Below are 24,500 nucleotides of genomic sequence, written 5' to 3' on the forward strand. Positions count from 1 at the left end.
CCGCGTCACAACGAACGTGACACAGCCTGATCGGCAGCGATAAGGTACAAGCGGTGGCAGGAGGTGCAAATCCCATGTCATTGAATACAGAAGCTCAGAAGCCCCGCCCGGTACGGACGCCGGCCATGCAGCCCGGCAAGAGCGATACCACGGCTCACATTCTGCTGGTCGACGACGATACCAGCCTGCTGAAGCTGCTCGGGATGCGTCTGGAAAGCCGCGGGTTCCGCGTGACCACCGCCGAGAGCGGTCGCGAAGCGCTGACACATGTCGAAGAGACCTCGCCGGACCTGGTGCTATCCGATCTTCGCATGGACGAGATGGACGGCCTGGCGCTGTTCCATGAGTTGCAGCGTCGCATGCCGGGGATGCCGGTGATCATCCTCACCGCCCATGGCTCGATCCCGGATGCCGTCAGCGCCACGCGCCAGGGTGTGTTCAGTTTCCTGACCAAGCCGGTCGACCGCGACGAGCTGTTCGAGGCGATCGACGAGGCGCTCAAGCAGACGCCGACCACCCGCGGCGAGGGTGGCGAGGCGTGGCGATCCCAGATCATCACCCGCAGCCCGCAGATGGAGCGTATTCTCGAGCAGGCCTACATGGTCGCCGCCTCCGACGTCAGCGTGCTGCTGACCGGCCCCAGCGGCAGCGGCAAGGAGCTGCTGGCCAACGCGATGCACCAGGCCAGCCCCCGCGCCGACAAGCCGTTCGTGGCGATCAACTGCGGCGCGTTACCGGAGCAACTGCTGGAGAGCGAACTGTTCGGTCACGCCCGGGGCGCCTTCACCGGCGCGGTCAGCCAGCACGAGGGGCTGTTCCTGGCCGCCGACGGCGGCACGCTATTCCTCGACGAGATCGGCGACATGCCGTTGCCGCTGCAGGTCAAGCTGCTGCGGGTGCTTCAGGAGCGTCAGGTCCGTCCGCTGGGCAGCACCAAGTCGTTCCCGATCGACGTGCGGATCATCTCCGCCACTCACCGCGATCTTGACCGTGCCATGCACGAAGGCGATTTCCGCGAGGATCTCTACTACCGCCTAAACGTGGTCAATCTCAAGCTGCCCCCGCTGCGCGATCGCGCCGAGGACATCCCGCTGCTGGCCAAGCACATGGTGGCGCAGGTTTCCGCGCGACATAAGCCGTTCGTCAAGGGCTTCTCGCCCGAGGCGCTCAACCTGCTCGCCTCCAGCGGCTGGCCGGGCAACGTGCGCCAGCTCGTCAACGTGGTCGAGCAGTGCGTGGCGCTGACCAGCACGCCGATGATTCCGGAAGCGCTGGTCTCCCAGGCGCTGGCCGCCGAGGAGAACGCGCTGCCCTCGTTCAGTGAGGCGCGCGCCGGCTTCGAGCGTGGCTATCTGATCAAGGTGCTCAAGATCACCGAAGGCAACGTCACCCAGGCGGCACGCATCGCCGGGCGTAACCGCACCGACTTCTACAAGCTGCTCGCGCGCCACGACCTCGATCCCGGCAGCTTCAAGCCGAGCGCGATGCCGGAGCAGGCTGGCTGATCTCCACCGGCCGGCGCTCCGAACTCGCCAAGGCGAGGCAGCCGGCCAACTGACACGACCCCCTCGATGGGCGACCACCCGATTCGGCATGACCCTGCCGAATCGGGTTTTTCATTTCATCGGGCTAGGCACGCGTCGGCATCTCCCCGCCATCCTCCCGCGCATCCGAAGCCAGTTCGCCGATTCGCTGGCGCAGCCATCGGTGCAGCGGGTGGGTGGTGGTGCGCTCGTGCCAGACCATGGCCATATCGAAGCCGGGAACGGGAAGCGGCGGAGCCAGCAGCCGGATCCGGCCGACGCGGTCCCCGGCGACCCGGGTGGGGACCAGCGCGATCATGTCGCTGCGCGCAACGATCTCCGGCACCACCAGGAATCCCGGCGCCGACAATGCCACGCGGCGGGACCGGCCGACGGCGGCCAGGGCATCGTCCACGGGGCCGTGAAAGCCGCCGCCTTCCGGCGAGACGATGACGTGATCCACCCGGCAAAAGGTTTCGAGATCGAGCGGTTCCGACAAGGCAGGGTGGTCCGGGCGCACGATGGCGACGTACTCCTCGCGATAGAGCGTGCGCATGCGCAGGTTGTCCGGTGCCGTCCCGGGGGTGGTCAAGGCCAGGTCGACTTCTCCACGCGCCATTTGCGCATCCAGGATTTCGGTATCTATCGTCCGCCAGGCGATCCTGAGCCCCGGCGCCTCCCGGCTAAGGGCCAGCGCCAACGGCATCAGGACCGAATACTGCACATAGTCGCTGGCCGCGATGGCGACCGTGGCCTTGGCCGTGGCCGGTTCGAACGGGCTGCCGGTGGCGACGACCTGGCGCACGCCCTCAATGGCGGCGTGCAGTGGCGCCTGGAGTTCGAGCGCGCGCTGGGTGGGGATCATGCCACGCTGGGCGGGCAGCAGCAGTGGGTCGCCCAGCAGCTCGCGCAGCCGGGTCAGGCGAGTGGAGATCGCCGGCTGGCTGAGATGCAGCCGCTTTGCGGCGCGACTCACATTGCGCTCCACCAGCAAGGTGTCGAGGGTCACCAGCAGATTCAGGTCCAGCCGTTCGATATCCATTCGGTTGATACCAAGCCATAAAATATTGGATTTCTACAATACCAGATGACGCCTCAAGATCAGGTTCCGAACCCGAACATTTCCCCGATCGTTTCTACAACGAGGAACCGGACCATGAGCCATATTTTGATCGTCCACGCCCACCCCGAGCCTCAGTCGCTGACCAGCGCGCTGAAGGACCTGGCGGTGGAGTTCCTGCAGGCACAGGGGCACGAGGTCCGGGTCTCGGACCTCTACGCCATGGGGTGGAAGGCGCTCGCCGATCGCGAGGATTTCACCGACACCGTCGACCCGGAGCGCCTGAGCTACATCGCCGAATCCCGCCACGCCTATGCCTCCGACACCCAGGCGCTCGATATTGCCGCCGAGCAGCGCGAGCTCTTGTGGGCCGATGCGGTGCTGTTCAGCTTCCCGCTGTGGTGGTTCGGCATGCCCGCGATTCTCAAGGGTTGGGTCGACCGGGTGTTCGCTTTCGGGTTTGCCTACGGGGTCGGTGAACACGGTGGGGAACGTTGGGGCGATCGTTACGGCGAAGGCGTGCTGGCCGGTCGTCGGGCAATGCTGATGGTGCCGATCGGCGGGCGTGCGCGCCACTACAGCGATCGCGGCGTCAATGGCAGCCTGGAGGAGATTCTGTGGCCGATCCACCACGGCACGCTATTTTATCCCGGGCTGGCGGTCATGCCGCCGTTTCCGGTCTATTCGAGCGATCGCCTGGACGATGCCGGCTGGCAGCAGGTAGCGACGGATCTCGAGCAGCGCCTGGCGGGGTTGTTCAGCGACGCGCCGATCGCCTATCGGTGCCAGAACGGCGGACACTACGATACCGATCAGCGGCTCAAACCTGGGCTGGGTCAAGGCGAGGGCGGCACGCGAATCCATCTGGTGCAGCCGGGGGATCCCGAAGAGCGGCTCGCTTAGCGGCCGCGAATGGCTCAGCGCTTCAGCCGCCGCTTCACCTCCAGCTTCAGGCGCCCCTCACCGAGGCGGGCGGTGAGCATCTGGCCCGGCTGGGTCTGGCTGGCGGCGCGCACGACCTGGCCGTCGTCGTCCTGCAGGATCGAGTAGCCCCGTCCCAGCACGGCCAGCGGGCTGACCGCGTTGAGCTCCCGGGCCACCCCCTCCAGCCGCTGGCGTTCCCGCTGCAGCTGGCGCTGCTGGGCGCTTTCCAGTCGCTGGCGTAGCTGGTCCACGCGCTCCCGCGATTGGCGCAAGGTACGGCTCGGGTCGTGGCGCGCGAAGCGCCGGGTGGCGGTCTCGAGCCGCTGACGATCCCGCTGCAGGCGCTGCTGCATCGCCAGTTGCAGGCGACGATCCAGCCCCGCCAGATGCTGGCGCTGCTGGGCGAGGCGTTCACCGGGATGGCGCAGCCGGGCACGCAGGTGATCGAGGCGCTGGGATTCGGCATTGAAGCGCCCGCGCCACGCCTGAAGGAGCCTTCTCCGCTGCTGACTCAGCGTCGCCTCGAGATCGCGGCGATCCGGCACCAGCCGTTCGGCGGCGGCGGAGGGGGTCGGCGCCCGCACGTCGGCGGCAAACTCGGCCAGGGTCGTGTCGACCTCGTGACCGATGGCCGCCATCACCGGTAGCGCCGAGTGGTAGATCGCCCGGACCAGATGTTCGTCGTTGAACGCCCACAGGTCTTCCAGGCTGCCACCGCCGCGGGTGATCAGCACGGCGTCGAATGGCTCAGGGGCACCTGGTGCCCGCGCCGCGACCGGCGTCTCGGCGTCCCGCCGCGCCTGGCGATTGACCAAGGCCAGCGCGCGGATCAGCGCCGGCGGTGCCTCGCGACCCTGCACCGGCGACGGGAACACGCTGACGCGCACCATCGGCCAGCGCGCCTGCAGCACCGCAAGCACATCGCGAATGGCCGCGCCGGTGGGCGAGGTGATCAGGGCCAGATGGCGGGGCGGGTAGGGCAGCGGTCGCGCGTTGGCGAACATGCCCTCGGCACTCAGCTGGCGCTTGAGCCGTTCGTAAGCCGCCATCAGCTCGCCTTCGCCGCTGGGCTGCACGGCATCGACAATCAACTGGTAGTCGCCACGCGGCTCGAAGATCGATACCCGGCCGCGAACCTTGATCCGGTCGCCATCCTTCAGCGGCGTGCGCGACAGGCTCGCCCGGTTGCGGAAGAACGCGCACTTGAGCTGGGCCTTGGCGTCTTTCAGGCTGAAGTAGATATGCCCGGACGCAGGCCGCGCCAGCCCCGAAATCTCGCCCTCGACCCAGCAGTCGCCGAATCCGCGCTCCAGCATCTGGCGGGCCTGACGGTTGAGATCGCTGACGGAGAGGGGGGGAGTACCGGTGGCGTCCATCGAAGCCTCGCAAGTCGAACAAAGGGGCAGTCTATCACTCCCGTCATGGTCGCTTGCCTCGGTGTTCGGGCGTCAGGCCAATAGCAGTCATCGAAAATCTTCTGCTACCGCTGATAATGGGTTGGTCTAGACGTTGTCCTAAGGAGTGTTCACCGCGAGGTTCTTTTTTGTCTCCAGAGATTGAACGGCTCGGTAGCGTGAGTCGTGGCGTACTTGCGAACCTTCATGGACCAGCGATCGGGGAAACCGGCCAGCACCTGATACGTGCTGCGGTAATCGAAGCCCGCTTTGGCGGCACTGTCCCGGTCGACGGCGTAAATCACCTCCCCAATACCCGAGAACAGTGCGTTGAGGTAACACATGGCGCAGGGTTCTCCCGAGGCCAGCAATGTGGAGCCGCGTAGGTTAGTGACACCCTTACTCCTACATGCATCACGGATGGCCTCGACCTCTGCATGAGCGGTAGGGTCATGGTGCTCAAAAACGCGGTTGACCCCACGACCCAGCAAATTTCTTTTGTCGTCGACAACATAGGCCGCGAACGGGATGCCGCCGCTACGGACATGCTCCATGGAGTACGCGACAACATCTTCCATGAGGCGAATGATGTGGTCCGGGGGAGTAGTCGCCATGGGTTTCTCCAGTGGTGAAATTGTCCGAGCGATAGGGTGAGCGAGAATAAACCACCCCCTTTGCTAGAGAGGCGTTAAGCTTCAGGAAGCCACTAACTCTGATTTCTCCGGCTGTAACTTCTCGCTGCTGGCGAGTTTCAACCAGATAACCCCGGCGATGATCACGGCCAACCAGAATGCTTGGGGGGGCGTCAGGGATTGATCGAGCAGAACACTGCCGAAGACGGCCGAGCCCACTGCGCCGATTCCCGCCCATACGGCGTAGCCAATGCCGACGTCGATCGTTTTCAGGGCCACGCTCAAGGCGTACAGAGTGAGTAGGAAGAACACGATCGCGGAAATAGACCAACTCAGCACGGTGAAGGCTTGGCTTCCCGCGACGCTGAGGGCATAGACAATTTCGAACGCGCCAGCGAGAAGTAGCATGACCCAGGCGCGACTGGTACTGGTTTGATTGCTAGCAGTGTTGGACATGACATTTTCCTTTAATAGTCAGTAATACTGTGGATGGCGTAATTACGGTTATGTCTCGCGCTTGGCCTCAGGTAGCCCCACTGAGCCGAAGCCCGATGACGCCGCCTATCACCAAGGCAATGCCGGATAGCTTTCTCAGGTTGAGACGCTCTTGGAAGAACACGGCGCCAATCACGACGATTCCCACGCCAGCCACCGAGGTCCAGATGGAATAGCCCACGCCCACATCGAACTCGAGCAGGGCAAGGCTGAGGAAGAAAGTGGCAATGGCGCCGCTGACGAGGGTAGCGATGGTCCACCACAGACGGGTGAAGCCCTGAGCGTTGCCGGCCGAAAAGGCGACAGCAATTTCAAACAGCACAGCGATACCAAGATAAACCCAACTGATCATGATGAATGCTCCTGAAGCGAAGTGAGTGACGCCCCTGTTTGCTGGGGTTAGCGTGGGTTAACTGCCACTTCTGTGGCATGGGCGGGAGTGGTGATCCGGTCGACAGCCCGGCGCAGTTCACCCGGAGAGGGAATGCCACGGAAGATCTGCTCGCCGACCACTATGGTGGGGACAGAGGTGATCGCCATGTCCTCGCGCGCGTGGCGAAGGGCTTCCCGATGCTGCTCACGATAAGTACCGTCAGCCAGCGCCCGGAGAACGGCCTTGCGCTCGAGACCTACCTCTGCGCCCAGCTCAGCCAATGTTTCTGCGTGGCCGATATCCTTTTCTTCCTGGAAGAATGCTTGCAGGACACGCATCGAGAACGCGTGTCCAAGCCCTTGCTCATCGGCCATGGCGAAGACCTCGAACGCCTTGTCAGTGCGTGGCTGGGGCGACAGTGAGGGCAGTTTGATCGGCACGCCGAGACGCTCGGCCATCGGGTACACCGATTGTTTCCAGACCGTTGGAAGATAGGGATCCTCTATACGAAGGGTCGGCACCGGCTCCGGCCGCAGTTCGTAGGGCCGCCAATGGATATCGACGTCCAGCCCTTCGATGACATCCTCAATGACGTGCTCTGCCAGCAGGCAGTAAGGGCAGACATAGTCGGTATAGATCGTGATGGGCATGCTCATCTCCCCTTGTTCCCGTTAATCGATTGAGATCGATGGTGCCAACAATCGAGAATTTACTTGCACATGCAAGTATCTGAAATCTACGGGGGCGCTCTCGCCGCTGTCAATATGCTTGCACATGCAAGTATTTTTGAGATGATTTGCTTCAGGATGAATTCAGTTTTAACTCTTTGATAGAATTATATTTTATAGACTCCCTATAGGACGCCAACCCATTGGTGACTGACGTTGGATTCATTCCGTCGGCAGTACGAAAGAACCATTGGCGCTTCAGAGCCATTAGCGTTAGTCCCACTCCTCAGGCGGTGGGAGCAGTCCTGAATAGCTGGTCATGGGACGGTTCATTGAATATTGTATGTGTATACAACCATGTTGGTTCCAGGGTTGTCGCCAAATGAGGACCGCTATGACGTCACCGTCGGTGATGTGGCAGAGCTTGAAAGGGGTTTTCGAGTCCGTCGAGCATCAGGTTGCCAAGAGCCTTCAGCGCCAGCATGGCTTGGGTTTGACCGAATATCGCGCTCTACACTTGCTCGCCGCCGAACCTGATGCTGAGTTGAGAATGCAGGAGCTAGCGAAGAGGCTCGGGTTGAATCAGAGTTCCGTGACTCGGCTTGTCGAGCGCATGGAACGCAATGGGCATACGATTCGCGATGTCTGCCCAGACGATAAGCGTGGCGTTTATACCGTCATCACCAAGCGTGGACGGCAGATTCACGCCGAGGCAAGCCAAGACTACGATGGCTTCCTGGAGGCGGCGCTTGACGAGGCTTCTCAGACGAAGACAAGCTCAGAGATTGTCTCTTGTCTGCGGCAGATCCTGGCGTGCCATGGCTCCCCCGAACATGCCACCGAGCGGGAGGATGTCGTAGGGAAACCGTGACTTGGCGGGAAAAGTGCGCCATGAGCACGCCTTACACGAATCCACCAGCCGGCGTGCATCATCCATCTCCCATCACACAACTGCCGCTTGCCATTGAGAGGCACCGACCAAACGACTATAATGCGCGATTAACTTTTCGCGGCCCCGATTCGGTCACACTGCATGCCTCATCGCGGTGCCGCAGGCTGTTACAGGCTCCCCACCACCTGCCAATTGGGTTTCCGACCATGCTACGTATAGCGCAAGAAGCTCTTACGTTCGATGACGTATTACTCGTACCCCGCTACTCGGATGTCCTGCCCAGAGACGTCGAACTCAAGTCCCGCCTGACCCGCAATCTGACCCTCAACATCCCGCTGCTCTCGTCCGCCATGGATACCGTCACCGAAGCGCGCCTGGCGATTGCCATGGCGCAGGAAGGCGGCATCGGCATCATTCACAAGAGCATGTCGATCACCCAGCAGGCCGCCGAGGTCCGCAAGGTCAAGAAGCACGAGAGCGTTATCGTCAAGGACCCGGTCACCGTCGGTCCCAACGCCAAACTGCAGGACCTGCTGGAGATGGCCAAGGAGTACGGCTATTCCGGCTTCCCGGTGGTCGAGGGCGAGACCCTGGTCGGCATCGTCACCGGGCGCGACATGCGCTTCCAGCCGGACCACAGCGACAGCGTCGAAGCGATCATGACCCCGCGTGACAAGCTGGTCACCGTGCTCGAAGGCACCTCATTGGACGTGATCAAGTCCAAGCTGCAGGAGAACCGCATCGAGAAGATCCTTGTCGTCGACAAGGACTTCCATCTGCGCGGCCTGGTCACCGTACGTGACATCGAGAAAGCCCGCACCTACCCGATGGCCGCCAAGGACGCCGATGGCCGCCTGCTGGTCGGCGCCGCCGTCGGCACCGGCCCGGAAACCCCGGACCGCATCGCCGCGCTGGTCGAAGCTGGCGTCGACGTGCTGGTCGTCGATACCGCCCACGGCCACTCCAAGGGCGTCATTGACCGGGTGCGTTGGGTCAAGGAGCACTACCCGGAACTGCAGGTGATCGGCGGCAACATCGCCACCGGTGAAGCCGCCGTCGCTCTGGCCGAAGCCGGCGCCGACGCGGTCAAGGTCGGTATCGGCCCCGGTTCCATCTGTACCACCCGCGTCGTCACCGGCGTCGGCGTGCTGCAGATCACCGCCGTCGCCAACGTCGCCGAAGCGCTCAAGCCGTTCGACATCCCGCTGATCGCCGATGGCGGGGTGCGCTACTCCGGTGATATCGCCAAGGCGATCGTCGCCGGCGCCAGCACCGTGATGCTCGGCAGCATGCTCGCCGGCACCGAGGAAGCGCCGGGCGAAGTCGAGCTGTTCCAGGGCCGCACCTACAAGGCCTATCGCGGCATGGGCTCCATGGGCGCGATGTCCCAGACCCAAGGCTCCTCGGATCGCTACTTCCAGAGCAAGGACGAAGGCGTCGAGAAGCTGGTGCCGGAAGGCATCGAAGGCCGCGTGCCCTACAAGGGCCAGATGAGCGCCATCGTCCACCAGATGATGGGTGGCCTGCGCGCCTCCATGGGTTACACCGGCTGCCACAACATCGACGAGATGCGCACGCTGCCGGAGTTCGTCAAGATCACCGGTGCGGGCATTACCGAGTCGCATGTACACGATGTGCAGATCACCAAAGAAGCGCCGAATTATCGCGGCGCGTGATTGACCCGTTAGTCGGAAGAGGGAAGGGAGAAGTGGGAAGTGCATCTTTCCCCTTCGCTCTTTCCTCTTCATTCTTTTCCGGCCGTGCTTTTGTCTCGGCAATTGAAACCCTTACGGCGGTGGCCCCTTCATGACCGACATCCATTCGCACAAGATCCTGATCCTCGACTTCGGCTCCCAGTACACCCAGCTGATCGCCCGCCGCGTGCGCGAGATCGGCGTGTTCTCCGAGATCCGCGCCTTCGATATCACCGAAGAAGAGATCCGCGAATACAACCCCAACGGCATCATCCTCTCCGGTGGGCCGGAATCGGTCTCCGAGCTGGGCTCGCCGCGCGCGCCGGAATGCGTGTTCGAGATGGGCCTGCCGGTGTTCGGCATCTGCTACGGCATGCAGACCATGGCGGAACAGCTCGGCGGCGCCACCGAAGGCTCCAACAAGCGTGAGTTCGGCTACGCCCAGATCAGCGTTTCCGCGGAAGACGACCTGCTCGGCGGGATCAAGGATCATGTCGACCACGACGGCGGGGCGCTGCTGGACGTGTGGATGAGCCACGGCGACAAGGTTGCCCGCGCACCGGCGGAGTTCACCGTCACCGCCTCCACGCCGAGCTGCCCCATCGCCGCCATGACCTGGCCGGAAAAGCGTTTCTACGGCGTCCAGTTCCACCCGGAAGTGACCCACACCCTGCAGGGCCAGCGCATCCTCGAGCGCTTCGTGCTGGATATCTGCCAGGCGGAAAAACTCTGGACCCCGGCGCAAATCATCGAAGACCTCACCGAGCGCGTCCGCGAACAGGTCGGCGACCGCCACGTGCTGCTCGGCCTCTCCGGCGGCGTGGACTCCTCCGTGGTTGCGGCGCTGCTGCACAAGGCGATCGGCGATCAGCTCACCTGCGTCTTCGTCGACAACGGGCTGCTGCGCAAGAACGAAGGCGACCAGGTGATGGAGACCTTCGCCAGCCATATGGGCGTCAAGGTGATCCGCGTCGACGCCGAAGATGAATTTCTCGGTAACCTGGGCGGCGAGAACGACCCCGAAGCCAAGCGCAAGATCATCGGCAACACCTTCATCGACGTGTTCGACCGCGAAGCCGCCAAGATCGACGGCGTCGACTTTCTCGCCCAGGGCACCATCTACCCGGACGTGATCGAATCCGCCGCCAGCAAGACCGGCAAGGCCCACGTGATCAAGTCGCACCACAACGTTGGCGGCCTGCCCGAGACCATGAAGCTCAAGCTGGTCGAACCGCTGCGCGAACTGTTCAAGGACGAAGTGCGCAAGCTCGGCCTCGAACTCGGCCTGCCCTACGACATGGTCTACCGTCACCCCTTCCCGGGGCCGGGCCTGGGCGTGCGGATTCTCGGCGAAGTCAAAAAAGAGTACGCCGACATCCTGCGTGAAGCCGACGCCATCTTCATCGAAGAACTGCACAACGCCGACTGGTACCACAAGACCAGCCAGGCCTTTGCCGTCTTCCTGCCGGTGAAGTCGGTCGGCGTGGTCGGCGATGGCCGCCGCTACGAGTGGGTCATCGCCCTGCGCGCTGTCGAAACCATCGACTTCATGACCGCCCGCTGGGCCCACCTGCCGTATGAGCTGCTGGAGAAAGTCTCCAACCGCATCATCAACGAGATTAGCGGCGTCTCCCGCGTGACCTACGATGTGAGCAGCAAGCCGCCGGCGACGATTGAGTGGGAGTGATTATTAAATTTTCTCTAGGCCACAAACAGAACCCGCNNGCGGGTTCTGTTTGTAGAATGTTTTTATTCGGGCGAGTTTTGAGGGCTTTTCTGTCCAGGGGATGAAGTTTTGCATGTCGCACTGGCGCTGGCGGAGGGCCTTGGCTCGGCACATCTTCTGCATCGCTATGGCCCCGGCGCATTACCGAACGCATTCATGAGGGGCTGTCCCTGGTACTGCTGACTGAGAAGGTCGTTACACACTCAAGCTGGTACTAAGCCAGAGAAACAAGAAAAATCATGGTGCTTTAATCTCTAACCGGTGATAGGTTTATTAGAGTTAGTAAGTTTTTGTGTCAGATGTTCAATCTATCGCTTGCGTCTGTAGATTAGGGTCGTGTAATGGAATTGGCTGATCTCACGGTCAAAGAGCTTTTACAGTTGCAGGCATCGGCAACAGATGAGCTTAAAGCAAGAAATATCGTCAGAACTAATAACAATCCCTTGGGCGATTATACAGAGTGGCTAGTGGCGAGAGCCTTCCGGCTTCAGCTCCAGACAAACTCGAAAGCAGGGTGCGATGGAATCAGGAATGCCGGATCTCATGATGAACTGCGTGTTCAGATAAAAGGGCGACGCGTCAAGCCTAGGGACAAGGTATGGCAGCTAAGTGCAATTCGAAACTATGCATTGAACGACTTCGATGTGTTGGTTGCAGTCATATTTGATGAGCTTTTCGATATCATAGAAGCATTCTGGATCCCCCATCTTGTTATCGGTGATTATGCCTCCTATCGTGCTCATGTGAATGCCCACATCTTATGTCTTAGAAGCTCGATAGTTTTAGATCCTAGAGTGACTTCAGTGAAAAATGACTTGGCACGTTTCCATCAATGATCATGGTCGATAGTCGGTCAAAGGCGCGCTGAACTTTCAAATCACCCACCAGTATCTGCCCGAAAATTAGTAAGGATCATCGATAAACAGCCCCAGCTATGATTGGGGCTATCTTTGATTTTTCACTTTCTCGCTTCTGCCCATTCCATGCTTTGTCAAGAATATTCCTGTAGTGTGTCTATCAACTTTTGGCGATATTTGAAAAGATCGCTTACTGATTCAATGTCTACCAGCTCTTGCTGTTTATCCTTGAAGAAGCCGATACGCTTGATGCTCTTTGTATTGAAGTGAAGTCGACAGAGAGGCTTGCGGTTATTGTCATCAAGGAGGATAGCGCAGTATGACTTTGCATCACGCATGGCAATGCGCGAGACATCGACAACCTCTGACAAGATCGAGCGAACGATATTGTATGCATCGATTTCCTCTTGGGTGGTCACAATGTCATCCTGCTCGGGCGCTAGCTGTGCCTGAACAGGCTCGGGTTGAGGGATGGTGTCATCTACGTAGTTCCGAGCCAGAGCACCTTTCAAGCGCTGTGCCACTTGTTCCTTGATATACAGCTTGCCTGCCTCCCTCACGATTGGCATGAATTCGTCGACTACCTGTCTGGTGTGCCGACCTTCGTAGAATCGAGAGACAATGAATTTCACGAACTCTTCGGGAGGCTCTTTGATCGTTTCTTCGATGGCTCGTTTGGCAAGGTTTGTATACTTCAGCCGGTTCGCCGTGCTCAAAATCGCTTCTACATCGAAGTTGGGCTTCGTGAATTTACGTAGCTCTTCCACGTCACCGTCGTTAAAGTCCTCAAGGTCGAATATAAAGAAAGGGCGAGAGTCGAGTTTGTTTTGTGCGTCCAGGTCGGAATAGAAACGGTATTTTAAACCGTTGGTAAGAATAGCGAACTTGGCTTCAGTACACCCGAAATAGCGGAACAATTGGGAGTATTGGGTATTGGCAAGGTCGGTCCCCAGCGGTTTGCATTCGATCAGTATCGACAGTTCGTCATCCTTTCGGATGGCATAGTCGACTTTCTCGCCTTTCTTCGTCCCGACATCTGCAGTGAATTCCGGGACTACCTCCCGCGGATCGAATGGGTCGTAGCCGAGCGCCGCGAGCAATGGCATGACCAGCGCAGTTTTTGTCGCTTCTTCGGTCTTAATGTGGTCCAGCTGGTCACGTCCTCGCTGGGCAATGCTGCTGAGCTTGTCTCCTAGTTCCATGTTTCCCTCGCGTACGGAAATTTTAGTATTGTTACGTTCCATAACACATTAGACCGATGCAAGGATCAAGGCAAAGCGACTTTAGCGGGATATCAACGATTCATGCCGCTGCAAACATACAGCGTTTCAAGGTGCTAGGACGCTGGGAGCTTTCGACTCTATTTTTCGTGCGATCTTTAATTATTTTTGCGCCTAGCCTCGGCTTCCGCTTCCTCATCGTCGCTGGCCTAGTGGAGTTCATGGCTACTAGTCCGAGGTCCTAATCGGGTCATGCGGGGTTGCAGGGCTGTTTCCCGCATCAACTACCGCCGGTCATCTCTTCCTACTGGCGGCTAGCCGCGCGAACGAAGGCGGTCGGGGATTGACCGAGCACCTTGCGAAACATATTGGAAAAGGCGCCGGGGCTATCGTAGCCGAGTTCCAGCGCGGCTCGGGTAACGGAACTGCCGGAGAGCAGTCTGGGGAGGGCGGCCATGAGGCAGGCTTGCTGGCGCCATACGGCGAACGACAGGCCGGTCTGCTGACGGAACAGTCGATTGAAGGTGCGCTGGCTGCAATGAAGTTGTCGGGCCCAGTCTTCCGGCAGGCTATGGATATGCGGCTGGCCAAGAAAATCTCTGCATAGGCGGGCCAGATGAGGATCCCGGGGCAGCGGCGCAAACAGTGGCAGCGATGGCGCCAGTTGCAGTTCGCAAAGCAGGAGTTGGGCGAGGGCGCCATCGCGACCGCTCTCATCATAGAGCGCGGGCATGTTGGCGGAGGCCAGCAGCAGGTGATGAAGCAGCGGCGACACCACCAGCACTTCGCAACCGGAGGAGGGGCGTGGCGCCGCAATCGGTTCGATATACAGGCTGCGAGTACTGACGCCGTTCATCCGCACCCGGTGCCGCTTACCTGCCGGCAACCAGACACCGCTGTAGGGCGGTACCATCCAGGTGCCGTCATCGGTGTCGACTTCCATCAAGCCCGTCATGCCGTAGAGAAACTGGGCACGGCGATGGGTATGAAAGTCGAGCAGGGTGCCGGGACTGTAGTCGGTGCCGATGGCCACGACGGGCCGAGCCACATGATCCACGTCCGCTAGGGGAATATTGAGCATTTGCCCTCAGAGTGGCCGAAATACAACGATTATTGGCCAACGGGCGAATGTCGGCCACTCCTCATCGGAATATCGTTCCTGTCGTTGCGTTCCATCAGGAGAGTTCCGGTGTATAGCGTATTGCTTCTCTGCGGCGGGCTGGCCGGCGTGACCACGGTGTTGTTCGGTTTCGGTGGTGGCTTCGTCGTCGTTCCCTTGATGGTTACCTTGCTGATTGCCGTTCACGGGGCGGATAGCGTGGCCGGCCAGGCAGCGATGCATATCGCGGTGGCCACTTCGACCGCGCTGATGATCTTTGCCGCCTCCCTGTCGACATGGCGTCACCATCGGCGGCGGACCGTGCAATGGCGCCTGGTGCGTCCGTTGGTGGGTTATATCGCTGTCGGTGCCGTGCTCGGCGCGGCCGCGGCGGTGTCGGTGAGTGGGGACTGGGTGCGCTGGATGTTCATCGGCTATCTGGCGATCACCATTGCGGATGCCGTTATGCGGCCTGGGTTCCTGCACCAGGCGAAGGGGGAGGGGCGCCCCATGGGCCGTTTGGTGACGGCGATCACAGGCCTATTCATCGGTGTTATCGCGGCCTTTCTGGGGGTTGGCGGCAGCGTGATGACCGTACCGCTGATGCGCCGCAGAGGCGCCAGCATGACGGCGGCCACGGCAATGGCCAATCCGTTGTCGTTGCCCATGGCGATCAGTGGCACCGCCACTTATGTGCTGTTGTCGGCCGGCGATACCCCGCTGGGCGCCTGGTATGCGGGATATGTGGATCTGCGCGCCTTGCTGGCGCTGGCGGTGGGGTCGTGGCTCGGCATCCGCCTGGCATCGCGATGGATCGGGCGCATTCCCGATCGCGTTCATGCCGGGGTGTATCTGCTACTGCTGACGGTGGTGCTGGCGGTGATGGTCGTCATGCACTGATACCGGCCCGGCCATGAAATTGTCAAAGGCGCTCAATGCATTGGGTATCTGCCCAAGGTGCGGGTTTGGGTATACATGTCAAAAATACATGACACGTGTCATTAATGTTTGGCGTTAAGTGGGAGCCGTGTCAGATTGTCTACTACAAGTGAGCAAATGGTATGAGGCATTAAGTGGAAAGCGACGGAGACAAGCTGTTGGAGGCCCTTGCCGCACTGGCTAATCCGCATCGCTTACGGATACTAGCGGCGCTGCAAATGAGGGGCCGTAATTACGTCAGCCAGCTAGCCCGTGACCTTGGTATTGGTCGTCCCCTGCTACATCTTCATCTGCGAAAGTTGGAAGAGGCTGGTCTTGTGAATAGCCAATTGGGGATTTCAGAGGATGGGACGTCACATAACTACTTTCAGGTTTCGAATTCGAGATGATCCTGACGCCACAAACAGTGGCGGCCGCGTCACAATCGCTCAGTCTGGGTTCAAAAAAATCCGATGAGTAGAGGATGGCAAAATGGAAGATAAAGCGACAATATTTTTTGCTGACAATTCTTTTTATGATTGTCATGCTGTTGATATTCGGTGCCAAATACTTTTCATTGGCGCGAAAGGAACACCGGAAAGAAGCCAAGGAAGAGACCTATATCGAGCTGGCGAGGCGATCCATCCAGTCGGAAGAATTGGTGGCTTCTACCTTGGCTGAAATCAAAGACAAGACCAAGCAGATCGAGTCGAGACTGGGCCAGGTCGAGAAGGTCCTCAAAGAGGTCTGACCATGACGAAGGAAAGCGCTCAAAGAACGATGCTCCTGACAGGGGCAAGTCGCGGAATCGGGCATGCGACGGTCAAGTTGTTCAATCAGGCCGGCTGGCGAGTCCTCACTGTCTCCAGGGTGCCGTTCACTAGTGACTGCCCATGGAATGGCGGCCTGGAAAATCATATCCAATCCGATCTTTCCTCTCCGAAAGGCTATGACAGGCTGGCTGACGAGGTGCGTGATCGGTTGGGCGAGCTAGGTCTGCATGCGATTGTCAATAATGCAGGCGTATCCCCAAAGCGACCGGATAGAACTCGAATGGGCGTAGAGGATACGAGCTATGATGATTGGCTTTCCGTGTTCAACGTGAATCTGTTTTCCGCAGCGCTCCTGTCTCGGCTCTTGTTGCCGGAGCTTAAAGCCACTTCCGGAACGATTGTGAATGTCACATCCATTGCCGGGGTCAGAGTTCATCCTTTCGCGGGAGCGGCCTACGCATGCTCCAAGGCGGCTCTCGCCGCGCTAACCAGGGAGCAAGCTTCGGAGTTTGGGAGTTACGGCATACGTGTCAATGCCGTCGCTCCCGGAGAGATCGACACGTCAATTCTTTCCCCTGGCACCGAGGCGATTGTCGAAAACCAGATTCCAATGCATCGTATGGGAAGGCCAGAGGAGGTCGCTGCTACGGTTCTATTTCTTTGCTCAGGCGAGGCTTCCTACATCAATGGCGCAGAGATACATATCAACGGTGGTCAGCACGTCTAAATGATGTAGGGCGCTGAAATTGTCAAAGGCTCCACCTTTGCAGAACTGCTCGCCAAATTTCTGACTATTCCTTCCCCACGCTCACGAAGGCTTTCCCACCCCCACGTCTATTTCCGCCGCCATTACTGGGTGTGTGAGAGTGGCTGGTCCACCGGCCCGGTCATGAAGTCGACGAAGGCTCTCAGCGCGCTGGGCATGTGTTCGCGGTGCGGATAGTAGAGGTAGAACCCCGGGATCGACGGCGTCCATGAGGAGAGGACTCGCACCAGTTCACCGCTGTCGAAGTAGGCTTGCAGATGATTCTGTGGCAGATAGGCGAGTCCGGTGCCTTCCAGAACCGCCGCGACGATCAGGCTGGTGTCGTTGAGGGTCAAGGCGTGGCGAACCTGGAGGTCAAAACGTCTGTCGCCCTCCTGAAAGGTCCAGGCGTACAAGGCGTTCGAGTCGCTCCAGCGGTAGTTGATGCAGACGTGCGCGTGGAGATCTGCCGGGACCTCCGGTGGCGAGCGTCGAGCAAAGTAGCTTGGTGCCCCCACCACGGCCATGTTCAGTGCCGGCGTCAACTGTCTGGCGACCATCTCCTGCTGCAAGCGCTCACCCGAGCGAATGCCCGCATCGAAGCCCTGCGAGACGATATCGGTCAGCGTGTCGTCGATGACGAGATCCACCTCGATACGAGGGTAGCGCTCCAGAAAGGCTTGAAGTCGCGGCACCAGCACGAGTTGGGCTGCGATGCGCGGCAAGTTGATCCGGATCTTGCCTTGTGGTGAGGTCTGAAACGCCGCCGACTCATGCACGGCCTGCCGGATGTCGCTGATCGCCGGCGCCACACGCTCCAGTAACCGTTCGCCCGCCTGGGTAAGCGATACGCTACGGGTGGTGCGACTCAAGACTCTGACGCCCAGCCGCGTCTCCAGTGAGCGGATGGTGTGACTCACCGCCGAGGGCGACATTCCCAGGCGTGATGCAGCACGGCGGAAACTCTGCGATCTGGCAACCTCCATGAACGCGATGAGTTCGGCAATCTCCTTCCCGTTCATACCCTGTTCCCGCTCATATTGCTGTCTCTTATTCATCAGTGTGTATCGATTGATGCGTATTATAGTGCGCTCACCGTCGTGGGATAGTCTCGCCACGCTGTCGACGACGACCGTCGGCACCCCTCGATGGAGCCAACATGATGCAAGCGACAAGGCGTTGGGAAATGGACGCGATCGGTCGTGAGAGACTGACACTGGCCACCTGCGAGAAGCCACGCCCGGCGGCGGATGAGGTGCTGGTCAGGGTGGGAGCCGTCTCGCTCAACCACCGCGACAAGATGGTGATCGAGAGTGGCAGGGGGCTGCCGCTGGCTTATCCCTTCACGCCCGGTTCCGACATGGCCGGCACCATCGTCGAACTGGGAGAGCAAATGAAAGGGTTTGCCGAGGGGGATCGGGTCATCTCCGTATTCACGCCCGACTGGATCGATGGGCGTCGCCCGGGTAACGCGCGAACACCGGCCTATCGTACCTTGGGCGGTTTCTACCCCGGCGTTCTGAGCGAATACCTGGCCATGCCTGCCGCCTGGCTGGTTCATGCGCCGCGCGCACTGGATGATGCCCAGGCCAGTACCTTGCCCTGCGCCGGACTGACCGCCTGGTTTGCGCTCGTCGAGAGAGCCGGAGTCAAGGCTGGCGATCGGGTGCTGATTCCGGGTACCGGCGGCGTGGCGCTATTCGGTCTGCTTATCGCGAAGATGAGCGGGGCAGAGGTGATCGTTGCCACCCAACCGGAGAAAGGTGAGCGGGCGTTGGCGCTGGGAGCCGATCACTGGGTGGATCGTTCCCGCGATGACTGGATGGAAGCGGTATATGCGCTGACCGATGACGAGGGCGTGGATCATGTGCTCGACGTGGTCGGTGGCGATAATCTCGGCGTCTCCGTCCAACTGGCCGCCGTAGGCGGGCATGTATGCCAGATCGGGGCGTTGGCAGGATTCGATATCGCCTCCCCAGCCATGCCGCTGATGCTCAAGGACGTCACGATCCACGGTATCGGCACCGGTAGCCGGCGAGCGCTGGAGCGCTTCGTGCGGGCGGTGGATCAGGCCCGGCTCGAGCCGGTCATCGAGGCGCGCTATACCTTCGCCGAGCTGCCTCAGGCGCTGGATCATCTGGAGCGCAGGCCGTTTGGCAAGATCGTGATCGACGTGAACGACGAGTGAACTCGGCAGCCATCGCCACGCTGCCCTGAACCGCTGGATACTGCCGGCGGTTCACTGGTATATGGCGACGGCAAGCGCTTGAGACTCGGCAATGCGCTCAGCCACGCGTTCCTGCCTCGGTGGCGTTCTTCCCGGTTCAGTGCGACGACACGAACGTCGCCGCCGCATGCGCGGGTGGAATCGCGAACTCTGCCTTCATCCGTTTCACTTCCGCCGCCGGTGTTCGGCCGAACAGGCGCTTGAACTCGCGACTGAACTGGGACGGGCTTTCGTAGCCGACCTGGACGCTGGCCGCCGCCGCGGTGATGCCGTTTCTCACCATCAGTAGCCGCGCCTGGTGCAGGCGCGTGGACTTCAGGTACTGCATGGGCGAGGTGTGGGTCACGGCCTTGAAGTGCGCATGAAAGGTGGGAACGCTCATGCCGGCGCGGCTGGCGAGCTGTTCGACGTCGAGATCGTCCGCGTAGGAGGCGTGAATGCAGCGCAGGGCGCGTGCCACCTTGCCGAACTGGCCCTGCATGGCCAGTGCCGCCCGCATCGAGTGCCCCTGTTCTCCCGTCAGCACATGAAAGTAGATCTCCCGCACCAGCGCAGGCCCGAGTATCGCGGCCTCGAGCGGCCGGCTCATCGCTTCCAGGAAGCGCAGCACGGCATCGCTCAGTCGGCGGTCCATGGGCGTCGACATCATTCCCCGGGGGGTGGCGGGTTCGGTGCCGCCCAGCTGATCGATCTGCAGCATCAGGTCGGCGGCCAGCTTGAAGTCCAGGTGCATGTAGATGGCGAGCAACGGTTCGTGCTCGCTGGCATCGGTCTCCATGGTGAAAGGGACCGGGACGGAGACTGCCAGGTAGTGCTGCGCATCGTAGAGATAGACCTGGCCGCCGAAGATTCCCCGTTTGCGCCCTTGGCAGACGATGACGATGCCGGGGTCGTAGAGCACGGGCGTGGAGGCGAGGGGCCGGTTCGAGCGCAGCAAGCGCACGTCAGGGAGGGCCGTCAGGTTGTAGCCCTCGTCAGGCGCCAGCGTTTTCAGCAACGCGATCATGGCCTGTTGCGGCGTATCCGCTTCGGGTTGGTGTCTCGGTGCCCGAGAGGGCTGGGATCGCGTCATGGCCGAGTCTCCTGGTGCGCCGCGTGATGGCTTGTGACGGGGTCAATCGATGGGGAGGAGTTTGCCACAGCTTTGTAGGATATTCTTGGCGATCAAGAGGTTTAGGCAATAACGGGAGATTCTGGGCCATCGTGGATGGGGATTCGGCTTTCTATCATGCAATGCGTCTCCTGCCCGAGCTCAACGGGAGGAGGTCGATACCAGCGAGGGTTCGAAGCCTGGTATCTCAGCCATCCACTCCTGAGGAACAGCACCATGATCGAAGTCCTGAATCCCGCCAATGGCTCGGTGGTCGGTGAAGCGCCGGCCATGTCCCTGAATGAAGTGAACGCGGCGATCGACCGTACCTGCGCCGCTTTTCCCGCCTGGTCACGCAAGCTGGCGAAAGAGCGTGGTGACTTTCTGCGTGGCTGGTTCGAGCGAATTCGCGACGACAAGGCCGCCTTCGCCGAGCTCATGGTGAAGGAGAACGGCAAGTGTCTCGCCGAGGCCTACGGCGAGATCGAGTACGGCCTCGGTTTCATCGAGTGGTATGCGGAAGAGGCCAAGCGTGTCTATGGCGATACCATTCCCACCCACGCGGCGAATGCCCAGATCATGGTGGTCAAGGAGCCGGTCGGCCCGACGGCGGCCATCACGCCGTGGAACTTCCCCTTCATTATGATCACCCGCAAGATCGCCACCGCACTCGCCGCCGGTTGCACGATGATCATCAAGCCCTCCGAGGAGACACCGCTGACGGCCTACAAGCTGCTGGAAACCGCGCGCGAGGCTGGCATTCCGGAGGGCGTGTTCGAAATGGTGACCGGCAATCCGCAGGAGATCGGCGAGCGTTTCACCGCCGACACGCGGATCCGCAAGATCTCGTTCACGGGCTCGACCGCCGTCGGTCGCCGGCTGGCCAGCGCTGCCGGCCAGACGCTGACCCGCATGACACTGGAGCTGGGTGGCAATGCGCCGTTCATCGTCTTCGACGATGCCGACATCGACGCCGCCGTGGCGGGCGCGGTGAGTGCCAAGTTGCGTAATTCGGGCCAGGTCTGCATCTCACCCAATCGCTTCTACGTGCATGACGCCATTCATGATCGGTTCGTCGAGAAGCTGGTCGAGCGGGTGTCCGGCATCGAGGTCGGCGAGGGCATGCGAGACGATTTCGTCGTCGGGCCGATGATCAATCGGGCTGGGCTGGAGAAGGTTTCCTCGCTGGTGGAGAGTGCCCGTCAGCACGGCGCGCATATCGTCCTGGGCGGTAAACCGCATGCGCAGGGCGGCCTGTTCTATGAACCGACCATCATCACCGAACTGGACGACGATGCCGAGGTGGCCCGGACCGAGATATTCGGCCCGGTATTTGCCGTCTATCGCTTCAAGACGGAGGCGGAGGTGATCGAGCGTGCCAATGCCACCGAGTATGGTCTTGTCGCCTACTGCTACACCCGGGATCTGGGGCGGTCGTTCCGGCTGTCACGCGCGCTCGAGGCGGGCATGGTCATTCTCAACACCGGCTCGGTGGGCACGGCGTCGGTACCGTTCGGCGGCGTCAAGCAGTCCGGTTACGGCCGCGAGGGCAGCTTCTACGGCATCGAGGAGTACGTGGACGTCAAATACGTGCTGATGAGCGGACTGGATCAGTAGATCGATCCCCTCGAACGAGGCACCCCGGCCCCTTGATCGCGGCTAACGCACGGTGCCTTGAGTTTACCATCGGGGTTTACCATCGCCGTGCAGGCACGCTGATCTTACGGGGCGCCTGCGATGGGGGCTTGCGCAGCAGCTCGACTCGGGTGGCCGTGGCGATGGGAGAAGGGCGGCAAAGTGCTCCGAATCCGCCTGCCGCGAGAACCCGCCATCACGCTAACCCCCTGGCTGGCCGGCAAGGGTTTTAACTAATCATGAAATAGATTCATCTTGGGCTGAAATCTTATCGCTTTTCATGCATCCAGCCGGCTGGCATAAATAGCGCATCCGCTTCGACGACAGCCGCCCTGGCGCCTGTCGATCGATACGTCAGACACGGTATTGGTCAACACGTTGGCAAACACGTACTGATCAATATGGCATTGACGGACGCTGGGCCTGCCGATGGCGCCGGCGCCTCTCTCGACAAACAGGGTGCTTGTTCGCGATGAGTCACGACTTCACATTCGATATCAAGAGCGTTCGGTTCGACGAGCATTACCGTCCGGCCGAGAACACGCGCACCACGACCAACTTCGCCAACCTGGCAAGAGGGGAGCATCGCGAGGAGAACCTGCGCAATGCCCTGACGATGATCGACAACCGCTTCAATGCCCTGGCGCATTGGGACAACCCCAAGGCGGATCGCTACGCCGTCGAACTCGATATCATCACCGGTGAGCTGAGCGTGGGGGCCGAGGACGAGGATGACACCTTCCCCGCGATCGAGATGCTGAAGACGACGATCATCGACAAGCACACCGGCAAGCGCATCCCGGGCATGGTGGGGAACAACTTCTCCTCCTACGTGCGTGACTACGACTTCAGCGTGTGGCTGTCGGAGCACAACCGGGATCGTGCCGAATTCGGCATCCCCGAGGGCTTTGGCGACCTGCACGGCAAGCTGTTCAAGCGCTTCGTCGAGTCCGACGCCTACCGGGCCTCCCTCGGCAAGGCGCCGGTGATCTGCCTCAGCGTCTCCAGCAGCAAGGTCTATCGCCAGACCGACAATCGCCACCCGGTGCTGGGCGTGGAGTATGAAAACGACGACTCCTCGCTGACGGACTTCTACTTCGGCAAGATGGGCCTGCAGGTGCGCTACTTCATGCCGCCGCACGCCGTCGCACCGCTGGCGTTCTACTTCTCCGGCGATCTGCTGGCCGACTACAGCGATCTCGAACTGATCAGCGCCATCAGCACCATGGAGACGTTCCAGAAGATCTACCGCCCCGAGATCTACAACGCCAACTCGGTCGCCGGCAAGATCTACCAGCCGAGCCTCGAGCATCAGGACTACTCGCTGACGCGCATCGTCTACGACCGCGAAGAGCGCAGCCAACTGGCCGTCGAGCAGGGCAAGTTCACCGAGCGGCACTTCATCAAGCCCTACCGCCAGGTGCTCGAGCAGTGGTCGGCTAATTATTCCCTTTGATCGATCCGTTCCAACGACATTCTTTGATCAACCCGTTATGAAGGTCATTTTTGCATGAAGACTCTGTTGCCCACGTCGACCGCCGGTAGCCTGCCCAAGCCCGCCTGGCTGGCCCAACCTGAGACGCTCTGGTCGCCGTGGAAACTGCAGGACGAGGAGCTGGCCGAGGGCAAGCGGGATGCACTGCGGGTCTCCCTGCACGATCAGCAGCGGGCGGGTATCGATATCGTCAGTGACGGCGAGCAGACTCGCCAGCACTTCGTCACCACCTTCATCGAGCACTTGAGCGGTGTCGATTTCGAGCAGCGCGAGATCGTCAAGATCCGCGACCGTTACGACGCCAGCGTGCCCTCGGTAGTCGGTCCCGTCGCGCGCAATAAGCCGGTCTTCGTGGAGGATGCCAAATTCCTGCGCCAGCAGACCGACCAGCCGATCAAGTGGGCCCTGCCCGGGCCCATGACCATGGTCGATACGCTCTATGACGGCCACTACAAGAGCCGTGAAAAGCTGGCCTGGGAGTTCGCCAAGATCCTCAACCAGGAAGCTCGCGACCTGGCCGCCGCCGGCGTGGACATCATTCAGTTCGATGAGCCCGCCTTCAACGTCTTCTTCGACGAGGTGAACGACTGGGGTATCGCCGCCCTGGAGAAAGCCATCGAAGGGGTCGAGTGCGAGACCGCGGTGCATATCTGCTACGGCTATGGCATCAAGGCCAACACCGACTGGAAGAAGACCCTGGGGTCGGAGTGGCGCCAGTACGAAGAGATTTTCCCCAAGCTGCAGGCGTCGAACATCGATATCGTCTCGCTGGAGTGCCAGAACTCCCATGTGCCGATGGAGCTGATCGAACTGATCCGCGGCAAGAAGGTGATGGTCGGGGCGATCGACGTGGCCACCAACACCATCGAAACGCCGGAAGAGGTCGCCGCGACCCTGCGCAAGGCCCTTCAGTTCGTCGATGCCGACAAGCTCTACCCCTGCACCAACTGCGGCATGACGCCCTTGTCTCGTGAGGTAGCGCAGGGCAAGCTGAAGGCTTTGAGCGCTGGTGCGGCCATCGTGCGCCAGGAACTCGCCCGCTAGGTTCGGCCGCAGCGAG

General features: G+C 60.7%; 23 protein-coding genes. 13 read left to right on the forward strand and 10 right to left on the reverse strand.

Features of this window, described 5'->3' with window-relative positions; translation table 11 throughout:
- Window positions 1–125: 125 nt before the first annotated feature.
- Window positions 126–1,505 (forward strand): two-component system response regulator GlrR, encoded by a 1,380-nt coding sequence (glrR, locus tag DOM56_RS07025; RefSeq protein WP_110599029.1) that lies wholly within the window; start codon window positions 126–128, stop codon window positions 1,503–1,505.
- Window positions 1,506–1,629: 124 nt separating this feature from the next.
- Here glrR and DOM56_RS07030 read toward each other — a convergent pair whose 3' ends face one another.
- Window positions 1,630–2,565, reverse strand: a complete 936-nt coding sequence (locus tag DOM56_RS07030; RefSeq protein ID WP_110708131.1) for a LysR family transcriptional regulator — start codon at window positions 2,563–2,565, stop codon at window positions 1,630–1,632.
- Between the two features lie 114 nt (window positions 2,566–2,679).
- Here DOM56_RS07030 and DOM56_RS07035 point away from each other — a divergent pair, with 114 nt between their 5' ends.
- The gene (locus DOM56_RS07035) at window positions 2,680–3,486 is read left to right on the forward strand and encodes an NAD(P)H-dependent oxidoreductase (RefSeq protein WP_110708132.1); all 807 of its coding nucleotides are present in this window, start codon (window positions 2,680–2,682) and stop codon (window positions 3,484–3,486) included.
- Window positions 3,487–3,500: 14 nt separating this feature from the next.
- On the opposite strand, the gene xseA is transcribed toward DOM56_RS07035, so the two are convergent.
- The 5 genes from xseA to DOM56_RS07060 form a co-directional block, all read right to left on the reverse strand.
- A complete protein-coding gene (gene xseA / locus DOM56_RS07040) occupies window positions 3,501–4,883 on the reverse strand; it encodes an exodeoxyribonuclease VII large subunit (protein WP_110708133.1) in 1,383 nt (460 codons plus the stop codon).
- Window positions 4,884–5,032: 149 nt separating this feature from the next.
- Window positions 5,033–5,515, reverse strand: coding sequence for a nucleoside deaminase (locus DOM56_RS07045; protein WP_110708134.1), 483 nt, complete (start codon window positions 5,513–5,515; stop codon window positions 5,033–5,035).
- 81 nt (window positions 5,516–5,596) lie between these two features.
- Entirely contained in the window at window positions 5,597–5,989 is a 393-nt protein-coding gene (locus tag DOM56_RS07050; protein ID WP_110708135.1) for a multidrug efflux SMR transporter, read from the reverse strand.
- 67 nt (window positions 5,990–6,056) lie between these two features.
- Complete coding sequence (locus tag DOM56_RS07055; RefSeq protein WP_198655709.1) at window positions 6,057–6,380, reverse strand: multidrug efflux SMR transporter; 324 nt, start codon at window positions 6,378–6,380, stop codon at window positions 6,057–6,059.
- Between the two features lie 47 nt (window positions 6,381–6,427).
- Window positions 6,428–7,051 carry a DsbA family protein gene (locus tag DOM56_RS07060; RefSeq protein ID WP_232822215.1) on the reverse strand — a complete coding sequence of 208 codons (624 nt, stop codon included), beginning with the start codon at window positions 7,049–7,051 and terminating at the stop codon, window positions 6,428–6,430.
- Window positions 7,052–7,463: 412 nt separating this feature from the next.
- Here DOM56_RS07060 and DOM56_RS07065 point away from each other — a divergent pair, with 412 nt between their 5' ends.
- The 4 genes from DOM56_RS07065 to DOM56_RS07080 all read left to right on the forward strand — a co-directional run bounded on the left by DOM56_RS07065 (window position 7,464) and on the right by DOM56_RS07080 (window position 12,217).
- The gene (locus DOM56_RS07065; RefSeq protein ID WP_110708137.1) at window positions 7,464–7,940 is read left to right on the forward strand and encodes a MarR family transcriptional regulator; all 477 of its coding nucleotides are present in this window, start codon (window positions 7,464–7,466) and stop codon (window positions 7,938–7,940) included.
- Between the two features lie 227 nt (window positions 7,941–8,167).
- On the forward strand, window positions 8,168–9,637 hold the full coding sequence (guaB, locus tag DOM56_RS07070; RefSeq protein WP_110708138.1) for an IMP dehydrogenase: 1,470 nt from the start codon (window positions 8,168–8,170) through the stop codon (window positions 9,635–9,637).
- 130 nt (window positions 9,638–9,767) lie between these two features.
- A complete protein-coding gene (gene guaA, locus DOM56_RS07075) occupies window positions 9,768–11,342 on the forward strand; it encodes a glutamine-hydrolyzing GMP synthase (RefSeq protein ID WP_110708139.1) in 1,575 nt (524 codons plus the stop codon).
- Window positions 11,343–11,722: 380 nt separating this feature from the next.
- A complete protein-coding gene (locus tag DOM56_RS07080) occupies window positions 11,723–12,217 on the forward strand; it encodes a hypothetical protein (RefSeq protein WP_110708140.1) in 495 nt (164 codons plus the stop codon).
- A 155-nt stretch (window positions 12,218–12,372) separates the two neighbouring features.
- Here the strand turns inward: DOM56_RS07080 and DOM56_RS07085 are convergent, their stop codons facing one another.
- Both DOM56_RS07085 and DOM56_RS07090 read right to left on the reverse strand, forming a co-directional pair.
- On the reverse strand, window positions 12,373–13,440 hold the full coding sequence (locus DOM56_RS07085) for a type I restriction endonuclease (RefSeq protein WP_198655710.1): 1,068 nt from the start codon (window positions 13,438–13,440) through the stop codon (window positions 12,373–12,375).
- 322 nt (window positions 13,441–13,762) lie between these two features.
- Window positions 13,763–14,539, reverse strand: coding sequence for a helix-turn-helix transcriptional regulator (locus tag DOM56_RS07090; protein ID WP_110708141.1), 777 nt, complete (start codon window positions 14,537–14,539; stop codon window positions 13,763–13,765).
- A gap of 108 nt (window positions 14,540–14,647) precedes the next feature.
- Here DOM56_RS07090 and DOM56_RS07095 point away from each other — a divergent pair, with 108 nt between their 5' ends.
- From DOM56_RS07095 to DOM56_RS07110, 3 genes are all read left to right on the forward strand, one after another.
- Complete coding sequence (locus tag DOM56_RS07095) at window positions 14,648–15,457, forward strand: sulfite exporter TauE/SafE family protein (protein WP_110708142.1); 810 nt, start codon at window positions 14,648–14,650, stop codon at window positions 15,455–15,457.
- Window positions 15,458–15,959: 502 nt separating this feature from the next.
- Complete coding sequence (locus tag DOM56_RS07105; protein ID WP_110708143.1) at window positions 15,960–16,226, forward strand: hypothetical protein; 267 nt, start codon at window positions 15,960–15,962, stop codon at window positions 16,224–16,226.
- 2 nt (window positions 16,227–16,228) lie between these two features.
- Window positions 16,229–16,975, forward strand: coding sequence for an SDR family oxidoreductase (locus DOM56_RS07110; RefSeq protein ID WP_110708144.1), 747 nt, complete (start codon window positions 16,229–16,231; stop codon window positions 16,973–16,975).
- 122 nt (window positions 16,976–17,097) lie between these two features.
- Here the strand turns inward: DOM56_RS07110 and DOM56_RS07115 are convergent, their stop codons facing one another.
- Window positions 17,098–18,015, reverse strand: a complete 918-nt coding sequence (locus DOM56_RS07115) for a LysR family transcriptional regulator (protein WP_110708145.1) — start codon at window positions 18,013–18,015, stop codon at window positions 17,098–17,100.
- 137 nt (window positions 18,016–18,152) lie between these two features.
- On the opposite strand from DOM56_RS07115, the gene DOM56_RS07120 reads away from it, so the two are divergent.
- Window positions 18,153–19,181, forward strand: coding sequence for an NAD(P)-dependent alcohol dehydrogenase (locus DOM56_RS07120; protein ID WP_232822216.1), 1,029 nt, complete (start codon window positions 18,153–18,155; stop codon window positions 19,179–19,181).
- Window positions 19,182–19,317: 136 nt separating this feature from the next.
- On the opposite strand, the gene DOM56_RS07125 is transcribed toward DOM56_RS07120, so the two are convergent.
- Window positions 19,318–20,292, reverse strand: coding sequence for an AraC family transcriptional regulator (locus DOM56_RS07125; RefSeq protein ID WP_232822217.1), 975 nt, complete (start codon window positions 20,290–20,292; stop codon window positions 19,318–19,320).
- A 255-nt stretch (window positions 20,293–20,547) separates the two neighbouring features.
- Here DOM56_RS07125 and DOM56_RS07130 point away from each other — a divergent pair, with 255 nt between their 5' ends.
- From DOM56_RS07130 to DOM56_RS07140, 3 genes are all read left to right on the forward strand, one after another.
- The gene (locus DOM56_RS07130; protein WP_110708147.1) at window positions 20,548–21,927 is read left to right on the forward strand and encodes an NAD-dependent succinate-semialdehyde dehydrogenase; all 1,380 of its coding nucleotides are present in this window, start codon (window positions 20,548–20,550) and stop codon (window positions 21,925–21,927) included.
- Window positions 21,928–22,417: 490 nt separating this feature from the next.
- Window positions 22,418–23,401 (forward strand): DUF1852 domain-containing protein, encoded by a 984-nt coding sequence (locus DOM56_RS07135; RefSeq protein WP_110708148.1) that lies wholly within the window; start codon window positions 22,418–22,420, stop codon window positions 23,399–23,401.
- Between the two features lie 54 nt (window positions 23,402–23,455).
- Window positions 23,456–24,484 carry a methionine synthase gene (locus DOM56_RS07140; RefSeq protein WP_110708149.1) on the forward strand — a complete coding sequence of 343 codons (1,029 nt, stop codon included), beginning with the start codon at window positions 23,456–23,458 and terminating at the stop codon, window positions 24,482–24,484.
- The last annotated feature ends 16 nt before the right edge of the window (window positions 24,485–24,500 follow it).

Source organism: Salinicola sp. CR57, assembly GCF_003206585.1.
Classification (GTDB): Bacteria; Pseudomonadota; Gammaproteobacteria; order Pseudomonadales; family Halomonadaceae; genus Salinicola; species Salinicola lusitanus.

Coding starts and splice junctions, on each gene's coding strand:
- DOM56_RS07115 (WP_110708145.1), bottom strand. CDS start 18,015: ATGAACGGGAAGGAGATTGCCGAACTCATCGCGTTCATGGAGGTTGCC.
- DOM56_RS07080 (WP_110708140.1), top strand. CDS start 11,723: ATGGAATTGGCTGATCTCACGGTCAAAGAGCTTTTACAGTTGCAGGCA.
- xseA (WP_110708133.1), bottom strand. CDS start 4,883: ATGGACGCCACCGGTACTCCCCCCCTCTCCGTCAGCGATCTCAACCGT.
- DOM56_RS07125 (WP_232822217.1), bottom strand. CDS start 20,292: ATGACGCGATCCCAGCCCTCTCGGGCACCGAGACACCAACCCGAAGCG.
- glrR (WP_110599029.1), top strand. CDS start 126: ATGCAGCCCGGCAAGAGCGATACCACGGCTCACATTCTGCTGGTCGAC.
- DOM56_RS07130 (WP_110708147.1), top strand. CDS start 20,548: ATGATCGAAGTCCTGAATCCCGCCAATGGCTCGGTGGTCGGTGAAGCG.
- DOM56_RS07060 (WP_232822215.1), bottom strand. CDS start 7,051: ATGCCCATCACGATCTATACCGACTATGTCTGCCCTTACTGCCTGCTG.
- guaB (WP_110708138.1), top strand. CDS start 8,168: ATGCTACGTATAGCGCAAGAAGCTCTTACGTTCGATGACGTATTACTC.
- guaA (WP_110708139.1), top strand. CDS start 9,768: ATGACCGACATCCATTCGCACAAGATCCTGATCCTCGACTTCGGCTCC.
- DOM56_RS07140 (WP_110708149.1), top strand. CDS start 23,456: ATGAAGACTCTGTTGCCCACGTCGACCGCCGGTAGCCTGCCCAAGCCC.
- DOM56_RS07110 (WP_110708144.1), top strand. CDS start 16,229: ATGACGAAGGAAAGCGCTCAAAGAACGATGCTCCTGACAGGGGCAAGT.
- DOM56_RS07050 (WP_110708135.1), bottom strand. CDS start 5,989: ATGTCCAACACTGCTAGCAATCAAACCAGTACCAGTCGCGCCTGGGTC.
- DOM56_RS07105 (WP_110708143.1), top strand. CDS start 15,960: ATGGCAAAATGGAAGATAAAGCGACAATATTTTTTGCTGACAATTCTT.
- DOM56_RS07120 (WP_232822216.1), top strand. CDS start 18,153: ATGATGCAAGCGACAAGGCGTTGGGAAATGGACGCGATCGGTCGTGAG.
- DOM56_RS07085 (WP_198655710.1), bottom strand. CDS start 13,440: ATGGAACTAGGAGACAAGCTCAGCAGCATTGCCCAGCGAGGACGTGAC.
- DOM56_RS07045 (WP_110708134.1), bottom strand. CDS start 5,515: ATGGCGACTACTCCCCCGGACCACATCATTCGCCTCATGGAAGATGTT.
- DOM56_RS07055 (WP_198655709.1), bottom strand. CDS start 6,380: ATGATCAGTTGGGTTTATCTTGGTATCGCTGTGCTGTTTGAAATTGCT.
- DOM56_RS07090 (WP_110708141.1), bottom strand. CDS start 14,539: ATGCTCAATATTCCCCTAGCGGACGTGGATCATGTGGCTCGGCCCGTC.
- DOM56_RS07035 (WP_110708132.1), top strand. CDS start 2,680: ATGAGCCATATTTTGATCGTCCACGCCCACCCCGAGCCTCAGTCGCTG.
- DOM56_RS07065 (WP_110708137.1), top strand. CDS start 7,464: ATGACGTCACCGTCGGTGATGTGGCAGAGCTTGAAAGGGGTTTTCGAG.
- DOM56_RS07030 (WP_110708131.1), bottom strand. CDS start 2,565: ATGGATATCGAACGGCTGGACCTGAATCTGCTGGTGACCCTCGACACC.
- DOM56_RS07135 (WP_110708148.1), top strand. CDS start 22,418: ATGAGTCACGACTTCACATTCGATATCAAGAGCGTTCGGTTCGACGAG.